Consider the following 15,487-nt stretch of genomic DNA (forward strand, 5'->3'; position numbering starts at 1 on the left):
TCGTGGTAGTGGCCGGCTCACAGCAGAGCCAGCAGGAAGATCAGTTCGCCAAGTTCAATCGCCGCTCCCAGCGTATCGCCGGTTTGCCCACCGAGGGTTCGCTTTAAGAGCTGACCGAGAATGAAAATCGCCGCCGCGGTAGCCGCCAGCGCCGCCACTCCGCGCATGCCCGGCAACAGCACGGCGGCCAGAATGACCGCTAAACCCAGGGTTACGCAGGTTTGTCGCCCGCTCACCTTACCGATGAACAGGTTGCCCAGCCCCTCTTCCCGGGCATAGCGATGGCGGTACATCAGCAGCACGCTGGTCCCCCGCCCTACCGCGCAGGCTGCCGCCAATGCCGCCAGCATCGGCGTTCCGCGCAATGCCAGTTCGCTGACCACCAGCACCTTCGCCAGCAGCACAAAAATCAGCGCCAGCCCGCCGTGAGTCCCTAGCCGGCTGTCGCGCATAATTTCCAGCATGCGTTCGCGGCGTCGGGCGGAAAACACCCCATCGCAGGTATCGGCCAGCCCGTCGAGGTGGAAGCCGCCGGTCAGCAGCGCCAGCGCCAGCACGGCAAACAGCGCCGCCAGCGGGATCCCGCACCAGGCCTGAAGCGCAATAAATACCGCGCCGCTCAGCAGCCCCAGCAGCGCGCCGACCAGCGGAAAAGTGACAATCCCGCGGACGTACTGCTCAATATCCAGCCCCTGCGACCAGCGCGCGGGCACCGGCAGGCGGCTAATAAAAGAGAGCGTTGCGCAGAATAATTTGATCATTTAATTTTGACTCCAATACCTGATACCACCAGCCAGACCTCATCCGCCGCGGCCGCAAGACGCTGGTTAACTCGTCCGGCAATATCACGAAAATGGCGCGCGAGACGATTTTCCGGCACGATCCCCATCCCGACTTCATTGGTGACCAGCACTACCGTCGCCGGGCAGCGTTGACAGGCCGCAATCAGCGCGCGGATCTCGTCGTCGATCGTCCGCTCCATCGCCGCGTAGTCCCAGCCGTCGGGGTCGGCATCGCCGCCGATCGCAAACAGCAGGTTGGTCACCATCGTGGTGATACACTCCAGCAAAATAGCTTCCGCAGGATCGTTGTGCGGCGTAATCAGCTCATCAAGCTGCTGCCAGCGCTCGGCTGTGCGCCAGTGCGCCGGCCTGCCGTCGCGATGGTGCTGGATCCTCGCGGCCATCTCCTCATCAAAAATCTGCGAGGTGGCGATATATAAAACCTGCGGTGAGCCGGCGATCAGCGCTTCGGCGTGACGGCTTTTGCCGCTGCGCGCGCCGCCGGTGACCAGAATCAGCATGATGGCTCCTGATGCTGCTGCATAATGTGGTAAATTTTTTCAATATCAATATGTTGGCGCATTGCGTCGGCCAGAATATCGAACTGCTGTGATTTATACCGCGCGTAGTGGAGCGTGGTATCCAGCGCCTCCAGGCCTTTACGTTGACGCAGGCCGTTGACCAGCGCGCGGGTGAAATCATCGCTGTCGAACAGGCCGTGCAGGTAGGTACCAAACGCCAGCCCGTCGTCCGTCGTCGCCCCGTCCGCCACCGGCCGCCCCTCTTTTTCCAGCTGCACCAGAGGCTGGCAATCGCCTTGCCGGGTCGTTTCACCCATATGAATTTCATAGCCGCGCACGCGTAGAGCGGAAGCGCCCGCCAGCCAGCCAGGGAGCGCGGCCGCCATCGTCGCCTCAACCAGCGTCGTGGTTTTATGGCGGGCAAACTGCGTCACGGTATTGAGCAGACCCAGGCCGGGCAACCTTCCCAGGCCGGACTCCACTTCATCGATGATGGTCTCGCCAAGCATCTGGTAGCCGCCGCAGATCCCCAGCACCGGTATCCCCTGCTGATGCGCCTGCAGCACGCCCTGCTCCATCCCGCTTTCGCGCAGCCACTGCAGATCGCCCAGCGTATTTTTGCTGCCAGGCAGAATCACCAGATCGCTCGCCGTCAAATCCTGGGGATAACGAACGTAGCGCACGCGGACGTCCGGCTGCGCCGCCAGCGCGTTGAAATCGGTAAAGTTGGAAGTATGCGGCAGCTGAACGACCGCAATGTCGATCTCCCGCTTCGCGGTGCTCAGATATTTCCCTTTCTGCAACGCCACGCTATCTTCATCTTCCAGATCGACCTCCAGCCACGGCATCACCCCCAGCACGGGAACGCCGGTCAAAGCTTCAATCTGTTCGATTCCCGAGTACAGCAGCGCCGCATCGCCGCGGAATTTATTGATGATCACCCCTTTCACCCTGGCGCGCTCCTGCTCCTCAAGCAGCGCCAGCGTTCCGTAGATTGCGGCGAACACGCCGCCTCTGTCGATGTCGGCGACGAGGATCACCGGACACTGCGCCATCTCCGCCATGCCCATATTGACGATATCGCGATCGCGCAGGTTGATCTCCGCCGGGCTGCCGGCGCCCTCCAGCACCAGCACGTCATACTCCTGCGCCAGGCTGCGATAGACCGCCAGGATCTGCTCGCGCAGGCGCGGCTTATATTCGTGGTAGCTCACCGCGTCCATATCCGTCGCGACCTGCCCCATCAGCACCACCTGCGCTTTACGGTCGCTGGTGGGCTTCAGGAGTATTGGGTTCATGCGCACATCCGGGACAATACCCGCCGCTTCGGCCTGAAATATCTGCGCCCGCCCCATCTCTTTGCCGTCCGGCGTGATGCCGGAGTTCAGCGCCATATTCTGCGATTTAAACGGCGCGGTACGCAGGCCATCCTGATAAAAAATTCTGCACAGCCCCGCCACCAGCACGCTTTTACCCACGTCGGATGCCGTACCTTGCAACATGATTGCCTGCGTCATAAGGCCTCCTTTATCGCGTTCTGTCGCATTCGTATGAAAAACTCATCTTCTGTTTTACACAGCGGCAGCCCTAGCCGGGCATGCAGCTTCACCAGCCACGGCTGGGTTAACCCGGCCTCGGCAATCAGCTCCGTACGGGAAAAAACGGCCCCCGGCTCATCGTACGCCAGCACTTCCCCGCGGCGCAGAACATACACGACATCGCTCACTTCATAAATCAGATCGATATCGTGGCTGGAGATCACCACATGGTTTCCCTGGGCGACGATCCGCTTAATGATGGCGATCATCTGCGTCCGCCCGGCGGGATCGAGGCCCGCCGTAGGCTCATCCAGCAGAAGATAGCGCGCCTGCAGCACCAGGGCTCCGGCAATCGCCACCCTCTTTTTCTGCCCGTGGCTCAGGCACTGAATCGGCTGATGGCGAAAATGCCGGGCATCGACCAGCGTGAGCGCATCGTCCACGCGCCGGGCAATCTCGGCTTCCGCCACGCCTAAATTACGCAGGCTAAAGGCGATGTCGCTATCGATATCGGTATAGAAAATTTGCTGTTCCGGATCCTGAAAAACGGTGGCGACCTGCTGGCGCAGCGCCAGCAACGCCCGCTTGCTATACTCCAGCGGCTTTCCTTGCCACAACACCGCCCCTTTTTGCGGCCGCAGCAGGCCGCTCAGGTTCATAAACAACGTCGATTTTCCGCAGCCGTTCGCGCCCACCAGGCCGGTCACGGAATGTTGGGAAAAATCCAGCGTCAGCCCCTTGAGTACCTGTTCATCCTGATAACGGAACCAGAGATCTGTCGTGGCAAGCATGCTTTTCCTTAGAGGTGAAAATCACCCTGATACAATTTTATATCCAGCGTGGCGCTCATTTGCTGATAGCGAATGAGCACGCGGGTAAACAGCAACCCGACCAGCATTGCCAGCGAGCGATAGCCCTGCGGCAGGCTACGGTAGCCAAAGCGCAGCGTCTGCGCGCGATGAATGGCCAGCGCCTCATCAAACAAAATAAAAATAAAGCGCCAGGTCAGCAGGATTTGCTCGGTCAGCAGCCGCGGTACCCGCGCCCGCTTAAGCAGCACAATCAGCTGGGGAAACGGTAGGTTCAGCACCAGCCACAGCGTTGACGCCAGCGCGGCGAGGCTGCGCCAGAAGGTTTCATTGGCGGTGTTCAGCCCGGAGGCGGCGATCCCCAGCCAGTAGTCTCCCAGCGGCAGGCTCACCAGCAGGGTCTGCGGATCGCGGCTTACGCTGAACAAAATCGTCACGACCCCTACGGCTAAAAAGCCAAACGGCAGGGCAATCCAGCGGCACCAGCGCCAGAAGGAGACCCGCAGCAGCCGGCAGGTCAGCCCGGCGATAAGCAGCAGTTCAATACCCTGTCCCAGCGGAGGCAGGGTAAAGGCCAGCACCATCATAAGAAGCCAAAACAAGAACTTACGTTCAGGCGCAACGTGGAACCAGCGGCTTTGATAGCTTAACCTGTCAAACCCGGTCATCACGGCGCTGTCTGCCTTTGCTATAGCCTAAAATGTAGAAAATGACCGCCGCGCCCAGCGACCCCTGCAGCGTAAACAGCAGGCTTTCAATTTCACCGCTTGCCGGCTCATACAGCGGCTGGAACCAGGGCTCATAGTGCGGAGCGACAACCTGAATCTGGCTCTCGGCCTCGCCGTCCGAGCCGCCGAACTCGCCGCCATGATCGATAAAGAACGGCAGGATCACCAGCGCAACCACCATCGCCAACAGTATCAGCATCTTTTTCATTTTAATGTCCTTGTGCGGTAATCAGCTGACGTTTGGTCAACTGGTCGTAGATCATCACGGTTAACAGCCCTTCGGCGATGGCGATCGGGATCTGCGTCAGGCAGAAGATCCCCATGAACTTGACGATCGAGCCGGTCGCGCCCGTGGCGGGGTCCGGGAACGCCACCCCCAGCTGGACCGAGGTGACAAAATAGGTCACCAGATCCGCCAGCATGGCGCAAAGAAAGACGCAGACGTCGCGACGGAACCCGGCGCGGCAGGCCAGCTTCCACACCAGATAGCCGACGACCGGCCCAATAACCGCCATCGACATACCGTTAGCGCCCAGCGTCGTCAGCCCGCCGTGCGCCAGCAGCAGCGCCTGGAACAGCAGGACGATAGCCCCAAGGATCGCCACCACGCCCGGCCCAAAGAGAATCACCGCCAGGCCAACGCCGGTCGGATGCGAGCAGCTGCCGGTCACCGACGGAATTTTTAGCGCTGACAGAACGAAAATAAACGCGCCGCACAGGGCCAGCAGCACCTTCTGATTATGGTCCTGCTGGACGATACGGCGCAGGCGCACCAGCCCGTACCACAGGCAGGGTAAAAACAGCAGCCACCACGCCAGCGCCCACATCGGCGGCAGGAAACCCTCCATAATGTGCATCGCAAACGCCTTCTCAGGGACAATCATCAGCAATAGCGCCGCAGCCAGTCCGCTGAAAGACAGCTGTTTTAGCTGTTGTTCAAGTTTCATTCCACATACTCCCACTGTTTGTTGACCAAAATGGTCGAGAAATAAGGCAGCGGCTGGTCGTCGCTCACGTCGCTCAGGCGGTGCCAGCACCGTTCGCCCGGCAGCGTGGCCTCGGACATCATCAGCGCCGAATCCAGCAGGCCGGTCCCGATCAGCAGCGCTTTGATTTGCGCAAAGCGGCCGTATACCTTCATCAATACCAGGCTATCGTGCTGCCGTAGCGCCCGCTCAATCTCCGCTTCCGGCGCGGTGCAGGAGACAACGGCCAGCGACTGCTGCTCCATAGCCAGCGGCGTTTGCGAACGGGCGGCGATGGCGGCAAATGAGGTTACGCCGGGAACAATTTCCAGCCATTCCCGACTGCCGATTCGCTGGAGCAGGAAGACCCAGGTGCTAAACAGCATGGCGTCGCCAAGGGTAATAAATCCGACCTGCTTACCCGCCTCGACTTCCTGAACCAGGGCGGCGGCTACGTCGTTCCAGACGGACTCTTTCTCAGCGCTGTCGGCGCTCATGGGGAAATGGCAGCAGCGCACTTCGGTTTGTTCGCCGAGGTATTCCCGGACGATCGACAGCGCAAGGCTGTCGCCGCCTTTGCGCCCGGCCGGGGCGTAGAGGATATCCAGCTTGCCGAGAATGCGCGACGCGCGAACGGTGATCAGATCGGCAGCTCCCGGCCCGGTGCTCAAGGCGTACAGTTTGCCGCTCATGCCGCCTCCTCCATCGCCAGATTCAGCGCCTGCTGCAGGTGGGCGACGAACATCGCGCGCACCGCCGGGTTTTCTCCCAACCCGCTAAGCCACGGCGTGGCCGGAATACCGGCGGCATTGAACCGCGTTTTCCACGAGTCCTCTTCGTCAGAAGCCATGTCGTTGATGGCATGATCGCCAGCCACCAGCATCAGGGGCATCAGATGCACGGCGGTGACCCCCTCCTGGCGCAGGCTTTCAATAAGGACATCGACTTCCGGATAGCTCTCCACCGCGCCAACCCGGGCCGGAAAGCGCTGCGCCGTCATCATATGGTCGAGACAGGCGTAGGCGGCGAAGGCGTGATGGCTGGCGCCGTGGCCCATAAACACCACCTTTTCACTCGCCGCCAGCTTCGGCATCTGCTGGAGCAGCGCCGGCATCAGCTGCGCATAATCGCGGTGGCTACTCAACAGCGGCGTCCCCAGCGTCAGGCGGGCAAACAGCGGGCGCATGCTCTGTACCTCGCGAACAACTTTTTCGTATTCATCGCCGTTGATAATGTGCAGCGACTGAACCGCCACATCCTGATAGCCCTGCTCGGCCAGCCTCTGTAGCGCCTGCAGCGGCGTATCAATCTCGATCGCGTCGCGCTGCCTGAGCTTGCGGATAATCATCCCTGAGGTGAAAGCACGAAACGGAGTGCGGTCGGGGCAGCTGGCCGCCAGATCCCGCTCGCAGGCGACAATATTTTTTTCGCAGGTATCGTGATAGCTGGTGCCAAAACTGACCACCAGAAGCGCTTTTTTCATTTCTGACTCCTTAAGCAGCAGCTAGCCAGCGCGCTAAGCGCCCGGCAAATGCGGCCTGACTTTCCAGTAATTCGTCACCGGTCACCAGCGGCGCCGGACGGGTAATTACGATGCAGGGAATACCTGCATCCAGACAGGGTTGAACTTTTTCCCGATAGCCGCCTTCGGCGCCGGAGGCTTTCGTGATCACCACATCGGCCCGGCACTGACGATAAAAGGCGGCGTTAAATTCGGCGCTAAACGGCCCGCAAAGCGCGAAGATTTCGCCGACGCCAAAGCCGAGTTCGGCGCATTGCGTCATCACCTCAGCAACGGGCAGCACGCGCGCCAGCAGCGTTTTCCCGGCTAATCCCTCCCGCCAGAGCGCCAGCTCCTTACTGCCGGTAGTCAACAGCACGCGCTCGCCAAAGCGCCGTGCGACAGCGCAGGCCTGCGCAATACTTTGCACGGGATAAAGCTGCGGATGCGTCAATTCGCTGAGCTGTTCGGGACGCTGATAGCGGCTCAGCAGCACGCCTGTCGCTGCGCAGGCGCGCACAATATTGCGGCTCACCGCCTCGGCGTAGGGATGCGAGGCGTCGATCGCCCAGCGGGTACGGTTTTCCTGCAGCCAGGCGATCATCTCTCTCAGCTCCAGGCGGCCGCAGCGTATCCGGCCTTTGATATCACCGGCCAGCGCCCTGCCGACGGGCGTGGCAACCGACAGGGTATAGCTGACCTGCGCCGCATCCAGCTGCTGGCATAGCGCCCGGGCGTCGCTGGTTCCGCCTATCACCAGCACCTCGCCCCCATTCACAGCGTGTAGCCTCGCGGGGTGATCATCAGGCCATCCTGCTCATAGGTGGCTTTGTTGCCGACGATCACCAGGCTGGTCATATCTACCGGTGCAAAATCCATCTCACCGAGGGTCGTCAGCCATTTCTCCTGCTTTTTACGCCCGGCCGATTTCACGACGCCCACCGGCGTATTCGCGCTTTTACTGGCAGAGAGCAGCTCGAAGGCGCGCGCCAGATGGCCTTCACGGCCCCGGCTACGCGGGTTATAGAAGCAGATAACAAAGTCAGCCTCGCCGGCAGCAATAATGCGTTTTTCGATAACCGGCCACGGCGTGAGCAGGTCGCTGAGGCTGATATGACAAAAGTCGTGCATCAGCGGCGCGCCGAGCAGGGAAGCCGCGGCGATGCTGGCCGTCATCCCCGGAACCAGACGAACCTCGACGTCCAGCTTCTGCTTGCTGACCAGCTCCAGCACCAGCCCCGCCATGCCATAAATTCCCGCATCGCCGCTGCTGATCAACGCGACCTTGTGCCCGGCCTGCGCCAGCTCAATCGCGGTCTGGCAGCGTTCAATCTCTTTGCACATCCCGGTTTTTATCACCTGCTTTTCGCCGGTAAAGGCCTTCACCAGATGGGTATAGGTTTTATAACCGACAATAATTTCCGCCTCCTGGAGCGCTTCAACGGCCTCCATAGTCATCATTGCCTGCGAGCCGGGGCCAATCCCAATAACGGTTAACATCAGTGTGAAACTCCCAAAGTAATAGTGACGCCCTGTTCGCGCAGGGTCTCGCCTAACAGCTGTCCATGACTCAGCAGCCACGCTGCCGGACCGGAGACGCTTCCTGTACCGACGGTCTGGCGGACAAACGTCGACACCGGAAAGCGGTGTTCATGTTCGCGCAGGGCGTCGGCGCTAAAGGTTTCAAACGGCACGCGGCAGCAGGAGGCAAGCTGAATCAGCCCCTGCTCATCTTTTTTAAGCGTGACGCTGCCGATGGCTTTTAGCGCCAGCGGGTCGAGCTTTTGTGCCGCCAGCTGCCGGGCCAGCAGCGCTGCCAGCAGCGGGAAAGGCGTATCGCGGCGACAGCCGATTCCGGCCACAACCCGCTGCGGCACCAGCTTCCAGTGCATAACCGGGAGCTCGGGAAGGTCGTTGCGCAGGCTGACGCACACCAGCGCATCGAGTGCGGGAAGCCGCTGCAGGTCGCTGACGGTGATAAACCCCCGGCGATCGCAGTGGCGTACGTCCTCAGCCAGCTCCTCGTCCCACCACAGCCCGACGCGCTTATGGCTCACCAGCAGCTGGTTGACGATTTTTACCGCCGTGCGAAAGTCGCTCATCCGGGCGTTAAGCTGGAATGCCAGCGTATCCAGCGCCGCCATTTCGTTGACGTCGGTGGCCGTCGTAATCACCGGATCGGCGCCCAGCATGCCGGCCAGATAGCGGCTCAAGGCGTTGGCGCCGCCGGCATGGCCGGAAAGCAGGCTGATCACGTGCTGGCCGCGCTCGTCAATCACCACCACCGCCGGGTCGCTAAACTTGTCGTTAACCAGCGGCGCCAGCACGCGCACCGCGATGCCGGTCGCGGCGATAAAAATCAGCGCGGAATAGTTGGCGAAAGCGTCGCGCGCGCTGGCGGCAAACCCGCCGTCAAAGGCGGTAAATCCCTCCTCCAGCAGCTTCTCGCTGGTAAAGCAGGTGACCGGCAGCATCGCCGCCAGCCGTTTAGCCAGCAGCACGCCGCCGGGCGTCAGGCAAAAAAGAGCTATGGATTCAGGCTTTACGGTATTCATGGCTAAAGTCCGCCGCATAGAGTCTGGAGTAGTGGTACTCCGTACCGAGGAAATTGCCGACCAGGATAAGCGCCGTTTTGCGGATCCCCGCCTCGCGAACCTTATCGCCAATGTCGGCCAGCGTGCCGCGTACGGTCTGACTCTCAGGCCAGGTCGCTTTATAGATAACCGCCACCGGAGTGGCCGCCGGGTAGCCGCCCTCAATCAGGCGCTCGGCGACCCGATGGATCCGCTGAACCGAGAGATAAATCGCCATCGAGGTTTGATGGCTGGCAAAGGATTCCAGCTGCTCGCGTTCCGGCACCGGCGTGCGCCCCTCAAGGCGGGTGATAATCAGGCTCTGCGAGACTTCCGGAACGGTGTACTCAACGCCAAGCTCGGCCGCAGCGCCCAGGAACGCGCTGACTCCCGGCACCACCTGCCAGCCGATGCCGCGACGGGTCAGCTCTTCGCCCTGCTCACGCACGGAACCGTAGAGCGACACGTCCCCCGTCTGCAGGCGTACCACCGTCTTCCCCGCTTTTACGCCCGCCGCCATCAGGTCGAGAATTTGTTCGAGATGCAATTCAGCGCTGTCGTGGCACTCCGCATCCGCCGGGCAGTACGCCAGCAGCTCGGTGTTGATAAGCGATCCGGCATAGATAACCACCTGGGCCTGCTGCAGTAACCGGTAGCCCTTGAGGGTAATCAGCTCGCGGTCCCCCGGCCCTGCGCCAACGAACCATACACAACGGGAATCAAATGTCTCAGCCATAGTTTTCTTCCTTCTGACAGGCGATAACAAAAACGGGGTTATTCGGTTTGAAGTAGTGGCCGCTACCGAGCGCGGTCAGGGACGAAACGTTGAGCTGCAGGCAATCAAGCCCGGTGATGCCGGACTGCTGCAGGTGCGCCAGGGCGGCGCTGAGGTTCTCCTGCAGGATAAAGGTCATCACCAGCCGGCCGCCGGGATAGAGCTGCTGCAGCGACCAGTCAATCAGCGCCTCGAGATGGCCGCCGCTGCCGCCCATAAAAATCGCGTCGGCTTGCTCGGTGATAACCATCGGCGCTTCACCGGGGTAGATGTCGATGTTGCCGCAGGCGAAGCGCTGGCGATTTTCGTCAAGCAGCCGCAGGGCCGCCGGGTTTCGTTCGATTGCCGTCACCCGCAGGGAGGGGTATTGCAGCGCCGCTTCAATCGAGACGCTGCCGGTCCCGGCACCAATATCAATCAGATGGCTGGCCTGATGCAGCTCCAGCTTTGCAAGAGCCAGCGCGCGCACCGCCTCTTTGGTCATCGGGACTTTCTCACCGCGCAGAAAAAGCTCATCTTTCATCGAGGATCACCACCGCATTCATTTCATATTCGGCGTCGACCTCACTGACCGGTAGCCAGTGGATCCGCTCGTTATCCATCGCCAGATTTTCGCCAATCACCATCCAGCGATACCCTTTGCCGCGTGCCGTGAGCTGGGCGGCTATTTCACGAGGGCCGCAGCGGGCATCCGTTACCATTGCCACCTTGCAATGGCGCGCCAGCTCGTCAAAACTGACGCTGCGGCCGTGGCTACTGGTGAGCCACATATCGTTCATATCGATCCCCGAACGCGCGCACAGATACTGCACGGCGCTAATACCGGGAATAATGCGCACGCGTTCCAGGCCAAAGTGGGCGACCAGACGGCTGCCGATGCCGTAGAACAGAGGGTCTCCGGAAGCCAGGACCACCACGCGCTGCGCCTCACGCTCGCCGAGCCACGCCAGCAGCTGAGGAATATTGGCGCCCAAAGCAAAGCGTTCGCCGCGAAATTCGGGGAACTGCTGCAGATGGCGCTGGCCGCCGACCAGAGCGTCTGCCGCCGCCACCGCGTCCCGCGCCGCAGGCGTCATCAGGTGCAGCCCCGACGGCCCCATGCCGACCACCGTTAACATGCCATCTCCCGCGCAATCTCTGCGACCGGGCGACTGCTGCCGAGAACCTTGTTATCAAAGGAGAACAGGATCGCGTCGCAGACTGGCGGCGTTTTGGTAAAGCGCAGCATCTGCATCACGCGCAGGCAGATCCGCTCGGCAAGATGGTTATAAAGATGCTGAAAACCGTAGGCGTCGATATGTTCCATTGCCGCTTCGGTGGTGTCGCAGTCGCTGACCAGTTTGAGCAGTTCGATAGGCGCGCCGAGCAGCGCCAGATGCGCCACCAGCGTTTCCATCCGCGCATCGGCAATATGGCTGTGGGTATGAAAAATACCGGCGGCAATTTTGACCAGCTTACCCGGATGCCCGATCAGCACGATTTGCCGATAGCCCAGCCGAACCGCCTCTTCGATCATGTAACCGACAAAGTTGCTCATGGTGACCACGACCTGGGAATCAATACCCATCTGCTCGCGCACGAAGCGCTCCCCGTGGTTGCCCGGCACCAGCACCACCCGCTCCAGGCCCGCCGCGCGCTTGATTTCCAGCTCCAGCGACAGCGAGCGCTTCCAGCTCTCTTCGGACATCGGCGTGACGATCCCGGTGGTACCGATTATCGAAATACCGCCCAGAATACCGAGCCGCGAGTTATAGGTTTTTTGCGCCCGCTCTTCGCCTTCCGGGGCAAAAATCTCCACCTGCGCCCCGCGCGCGGGGCCGATGGCTTCTCGCACCGCCGACTCGATAGTTTGCCGAGGCGTACGGTTAATCGCCGGGCTGCCGATCGGCAGACCAATCCCTTTACGCGTCACGGTGCCGACGCCCTCGCCGCCCTGCAGGCTAATTTCACCGCTCTCATTGAGAGTGACCCGGGCAAAAATCAGCATCCCGTGCGTGGCGTCGACATCATCGCCACCGTCTTTACGGATGGCCGCAATCGCCTGCTGCCCCTCGATATGCGGCGACTCAACGTTCAGAGAGAGGGTCACGCCCGATGGCGTAACGATCGAGACCTGATGAATCAGGTGCTGGCGCAGGACCATCAGCGCCGCAACTTTCGCCGCCGCGGTAGCGCAGGACCCGGTGGTATAGCCTTTACGCAGCGCCTTCCCGTTGTGCCAGACCGGCGCATCAAAGGATTGCTCGCTCATCGTGTGCGCTCCAGGTAATAGAGCATCGCGTTGACGATGGCGGCGGCAACGTTGCTCCCGCCTTTGCGCCCGAGGGCGGCAATGGCCGGAAAGCGGCTTTTCGTCAGCGCATCTTTTGATTCCGCAGCCCCGACGAAACCCACCGGAACCCCCACCACGCCGCTAACCGCCGCATCGTGTTCGAGCAGACGAAACAGCGCGGTTGGCGCATTGCCGAAAACAAACAGCCTCTCGCCCTCTTCGGTTACCGCGATATCGACGGCGGCCATTGAGCGGGTGATCCCCTGGGCTTTGGCCGCGCTCACCACCCGCGGGTCGCTGATATAGCAGCGGCACTCGCTACCCGACTTCGCCAGCAGCGTTTTATTGATTCCTGAAAGCGCCATCGTGGTATCGGTGTAAATCACGCATCGACGTTCGAGCGCGGCGCAAAGCCGTTCCAGCGCATCGCTGGAAAACCACAGGATATCCAGCCATTCGAAGTCGGCGGTGGTATGGATAACCCGTTTGATAATGGCTTCGTGCAGGGGGCTGGCAAAGCGGTAGTCCGGGCGGGTTTGCGCAATAATTTCGCCAATAATGTCGAAGCTTTTCGCTTCAATTGCCTGCGGCTGCTGGATGTAGTGCATCGTTTTGTCCTCAGGCCGCGCCAATCAACAGGTACCGCGCCGCGATAAACAGCGCCAGTGCCAGAGTTGAGGCGACCCACATCAGTCGAATCGTTTGGGAAATGTCGTCAACGCAAACGTCGCGTACCGCGTCGCCTATCCAGGGCTTGTCTACACGCTGGCCGAAATAGTCATTCGGGCCGCCGAGGCGGATACCCAGCGCGCCGGCAACGGTGGCTTCCGACCATGCGCAGTTGGGGCTGCTGTGGTTGTAGCGGTCGCGCCAGCCGATACGGAAGGCCCGGGCGCCATCGAGGCGGCACAAATATGCCGCGACGCTGAAGAGCAGCCAGCTCAGGCGGGCGGGGATCGCGTTGGCGACGTCGTCAAGGCGCGCGCTGACCATACCGATGGCGCGGTATTTTTCATGCTTATAGCCGACCATCGAATCGAGGGTATTAATGGCTTTATAGGCCATTGCCAGCGGCGCGCCGCCCAGCAGCAGGAAGAACAGCGGCGCGATAACGCCATCGACGGTGTTCTCCGCCACCGTCTCCACTACCGCGCGGTTAATCTGCTGCGGCTGCAGCTGCGAGGTGTCGCGCCCGACAATCCACGAGAGCTTCTCGCGGCTCGCGGCAAGGTCGCCCGCGCGCAGTGGGCGTTCGACTTCCCGGGCGGAGCTGGCCAGACAGCGCCCGGCCAGCACCGTAAAGACCATCCATACCTCGATAGCCCATCCCAGCCAGGGGTGAATCGCTTCTGCCAGCGTCAGTACGCCCCAGGAGATCCCCCAGGTGAGGCCAACAACGACCAGCCACATTAGCCCTCCGCCGATCCTTAATGCGCGATCGCTGCGGCAGTAGCGGCGCACCGGGCGCTGGATCGCGGTAATGAGGTTGCCGATCCAGCGTACCGGATGAGGCCAGCCCTGCGGATCGCCGATAATAAAATCGAGGGTCCAGGCCACGCACCAGGCCAGCAGCGTCATAGCGCCTCCCTTGCGGCCGTCAGCCAGTGCTTGAGCATTGCGGGGCGCTGGGCGAAATGAACGTGCAGGTAGCTGGCAAAAGTGTTGCCTACCTGCCAGCCGCCGGACCACTCCAGCAGGGTCATACCGTCACGCACCTTGCGACATGCCAGAACTGCGGGGGTATCAGGCGTAAAATCCGAGTAATGAAACTCATGCCCACGCAGCCGCTCTCCCGGCGCCGCCAGCAGCGTTTGCCGCGTGGCCTGCGCCTCGCAATAGCCAAAGCGAGTCAGCCGTGAGCCCATTTGGCTGTGGCCAGGAATAATATCCGCCATTCTGTAAACCTCGCCGCGGGCATCCGTCAGCGAGGTTCCCAGGTACATCAACCCGCCGCATTCGGCGTAAATGGCCACTCCCCGTTGGTGCGCCGCCCGCAGCTGGGCCAGCATGGTCGTATTCGCCGCAAGCGCGGCCGCGTGAATTTCAGGGTAGCCGCCGCCCAGCCAGATCATCTGGCAGGCGGGTAAATCGCGGTCATGCAGGGGGCTAAAGCGGACGATATTCACCCCACAGCGTTCGAGAAGCGCGAGGTTATCCGGATAGTAAAAGTTGAAGGCTTCGTCGTCGGCCAGCGCGAGTGTCAGGCCCGCGCCGGACTCAGGCAGAGGCAGCGCGGGACACTCCCCGGCGGGTAGGGCCGGGAGCCGACTGACGGCAAGCAGCTGCGTAATATCCAGCGTCCGCTCCAGCGTGTCGGCAAAATCCTGCCACGGCTGCTGATTGACCACCGATTCTCGGGCGGTAACCAGCCCCAAATGCCGCTCGGGCAAGGCAACGCCGTCCATCCGCGGGACATAGCCGAGAACCGGCAGCGCGCAGTAACGTTCAATGGCGCTTTTCAGCAGCTGATAATGGGATTCGCTGTTGACGCGATTAACAATAACGCCGGCAATATTGAGGCTCGGATCGAAGTGTTGAAACCCCATCACCGTTGCGGCGATGGAGGTGGAGACCGCTTTGCCATCCACCAGCAAAATCACCGGACAGCCGAGCTGCTTAGCCATCGCGGCGGTACTGCAGTAGTTGGGGTCGGTGCCGTAGCCGTCATAAAGGCCCATCACGCCTTCAATGACCGCGATATCCGCCTGCTGCATCCGCTCGCAGAACAGCGCGTTGAGAACGGGTTCGGGCAGCATAAAGCTGTCGAGGTTACGGGAAGCCGTGCCGCAAACGGCAGTATGCCAGCCGGTATCAAGATAATCGGGGCCAACCTTGCAGGGCTGAACCCGCATGCCGCGATTTTTCAACAGGCTAAGCAGCCCCAGCGTAACCGTGGTTTTACCGCAGCCGCTGCCGGTACCTGCGAGAATAAATGCGTGAAGCCTTGCCGCCATACCCCGATCCTGTTCAGGGTGGTAGGGATGTAAAGGTGCGTATACCCGCCATTCCTCAGGTGACAGCGC

At 61.2% G+C, this 15,487-nt stretch carries 19 protein-coding genes; all 19 read right to left on the bottom strand.

Annotated features, from left to right (window positions below):
- Positions 1-17: 17 nt before the first annotated feature.
- Genes cobS through NWP14_RS21340 form a run of 19 tightly spaced genes read right to left on the bottom strand, consistent with a single transcriptional unit; the run spans position 18 to position 15,418 of the window.
- On the bottom strand, positions 18-761 hold the full coding sequence (gene cobS, locus NWP14_RS21250) for an adenosylcobinamide-GDP ribazoletransferase (protein WP_095098740.1): 744 nt from the start codon (positions 759-761) through the stop codon (positions 18-20).
- Positions 758-1,303, bottom strand: coding sequence for a bifunctional adenosylcobinamide kinase/adenosylcobinamide-phosphate guanylyltransferase (gene cobU, locus NWP14_RS21255; RefSeq protein WP_159865498.1), 546 nt, complete (start codon positions 1,301-1,303; stop codon positions 758-760). The genes cobS and cobU overlap by 4 nt, the downstream gene beginning before the upstream one ends.
- A complete protein-coding gene (locus NWP14_RS21260; protein ID WP_095098747.1) occupies positions 1,297-2,820 on the bottom strand; it encodes a cobyric acid synthase in 1,524 nt (507 codons plus the stop codon). The genes cobU and NWP14_RS21260 overlap by 7 nt, the downstream gene beginning before the upstream one ends.
- A complete protein-coding gene (locus tag NWP14_RS21265) occupies positions 2,817-3,632 on the bottom strand; it encodes an energy-coupling factor ABC transporter ATP-binding protein (RefSeq protein ID WP_095098750.1) in 816 nt (271 codons plus the stop codon). The genes NWP14_RS21260 and NWP14_RS21265 overlap by 4 nt, the downstream gene beginning before the upstream one ends.
- 8 nt (positions 3,633-3,640) lie before the next feature.
- Positions 3,641-4,318 carry an energy-coupling factor ABC transporter transmembrane protein gene (locus NWP14_RS21270; protein WP_375215979.1) on the bottom strand — a complete coding sequence of 226 codons (678 nt, stop codon included), beginning with the start codon at positions 4,316-4,318 and terminating at the stop codon, positions 3,641-3,643.
- Positions 4,305-4,586 carry an energy-coupling factor ABC transporter substrate-binding protein gene (locus NWP14_RS21275; RefSeq protein ID WP_095098756.1) on the bottom strand — a complete coding sequence of 94 codons (282 nt, stop codon included), beginning with the start codon at positions 4,584-4,586 and terminating at the stop codon, positions 4,305-4,307. Before NWP14_RS21275 ends, NWP14_RS21270 begins: the two co-directional genes overlap by 14 nt.
- 1 nt (position 4,587) lies before the next feature.
- Entirely contained in the window at positions 4,588-5,325 is a 738-nt protein-coding gene (gene cbiM / locus NWP14_RS21280; RefSeq protein ID WP_095098759.1) for a cobalt ECF transporter S component CbiM, read from the bottom strand.
- Positions 5,322-6,035, bottom strand: a complete 714-nt coding sequence (locus tag NWP14_RS21285; RefSeq protein WP_375215936.1) for a cobalt-factor II C(20)-methyltransferase — start codon at positions 6,033-6,035, stop codon at positions 5,322-5,324. Before NWP14_RS21285 ends, cbiM begins: the two co-directional genes overlap by 4 nt.
- A complete protein-coding gene (locus NWP14_RS21290; RefSeq protein WP_095098763.1) occupies positions 6,032-6,826 on the bottom strand; it encodes a sirohydrochlorin cobaltochelatase in 795 nt (264 codons plus the stop codon). Before NWP14_RS21290 ends, NWP14_RS21285 begins: the two co-directional genes overlap by 4 nt.
- Before the next feature lie 10 nt (positions 6,827-6,836).
- Positions 6,837-7,622 (bottom strand): cobalt-precorrin-6A reductase, encoded by a 786-nt coding sequence (locus tag NWP14_RS21295; RefSeq protein ID WP_159865486.1) that lies wholly within the window; start codon positions 7,620-7,622, stop codon positions 6,837-6,839.
- Positions 7,619-8,344 (bottom strand): precorrin-3B C(17)-methyltransferase, encoded by a 726-nt coding sequence (locus NWP14_RS21300; protein WP_095098768.1) that lies wholly within the window; start codon positions 8,342-8,344, stop codon positions 7,619-7,621. The genes NWP14_RS21295 and NWP14_RS21300 overlap by 4 nt, the downstream gene beginning before the upstream one ends.
- Positions 8,344-9,399, bottom strand: a complete 1,056-nt coding sequence (cbiG, locus tag NWP14_RS21305; RefSeq protein ID WP_095098770.1) for a cobalt-precorrin 5A hydrolase — start codon at positions 9,397-9,399, stop codon at positions 8,344-8,346. The genes NWP14_RS21300 and cbiG overlap by 1 nt, the downstream gene beginning before the upstream one ends.
- A complete protein-coding gene (locus NWP14_RS21310) occupies positions 9,380-10,153 on the bottom strand; it encodes a cobalt-precorrin-4 methyltransferase (RefSeq protein WP_095098772.1) in 774 nt (257 codons plus the stop codon). The genes cbiG and NWP14_RS21310 overlap by 20 nt, the downstream gene beginning before the upstream one ends.
- Positions 10,146-10,715, bottom strand: coding sequence for a decarboxylating cobalt-precorrin-6B (C(15))-methyltransferase (locus tag NWP14_RS21315; RefSeq protein WP_346430759.1), 570 nt, complete (start codon positions 10,713-10,715; stop codon positions 10,146-10,148). Before NWP14_RS21315 ends, NWP14_RS21310 begins: the two co-directional genes overlap by 8 nt.
- The gene (locus NWP14_RS21320) at positions 10,705-11,310 is read right to left on the bottom strand and encodes a cobalt-precorrin-7 (C(5))-methyltransferase (protein ID WP_375215937.1); all 606 of its coding nucleotides are present in this window, start codon (positions 11,308-11,310) and stop codon (positions 10,705-10,707) included. The genes NWP14_RS21315 and NWP14_RS21320 overlap by 11 nt, the downstream gene beginning before the upstream one ends.
- Positions 11,304-12,443, bottom strand: coding sequence for a cobalt-precorrin-5B (C(1))-methyltransferase CbiD (cbiD, locus tag NWP14_RS21325; protein WP_375215938.1), 1,140 nt, complete (start codon positions 12,441-12,443; stop codon positions 11,304-11,306). Before cbiD ends, NWP14_RS21320 begins: the two co-directional genes overlap by 7 nt.
- A complete protein-coding gene (locus NWP14_RS21330; protein ID WP_346430757.1) occupies positions 12,440-13,072 on the bottom strand; it encodes a cobalt-precorrin-8 methylmutase in 633 nt (210 codons plus the stop codon). Before NWP14_RS21330 ends, cbiD begins: the two co-directional genes overlap by 4 nt.
- Before the next feature lie 10 nt (positions 13,073-13,082).
- The gene (gene cbiB, locus NWP14_RS21335) at positions 13,083-14,042 is read right to left on the bottom strand and encodes an adenosylcobinamide-phosphate synthase CbiB (RefSeq protein ID WP_375215939.1); all 960 of its coding nucleotides are present in this window, start codon (positions 14,040-14,042) and stop codon (positions 13,083-13,085) included.
- Positions 14,039-15,418 carry a cobyrinate a,c-diamide synthase gene (locus NWP14_RS21340; RefSeq protein ID WP_095098784.1) on the bottom strand — a complete coding sequence of 460 codons (1,380 nt, stop codon included), beginning with the start codon at positions 15,416-15,418 and terminating at the stop codon, positions 14,039-14,041. The genes cbiB and NWP14_RS21340 overlap by 4 nt, the downstream gene beginning before the upstream one ends.
- Positions 15,419-15,487: the final 69 nt, after the last annotated feature.

This window comes from Klebsiella sp. C349492 (assembly GCF_042055345.1).
Taxonomy (GTDB): domain Bacteria; phylum Pseudomonadota; class Gammaproteobacteria; order Enterobacterales; family Enterobacteriaceae; genus Klebsiella; species Klebsiella scottii.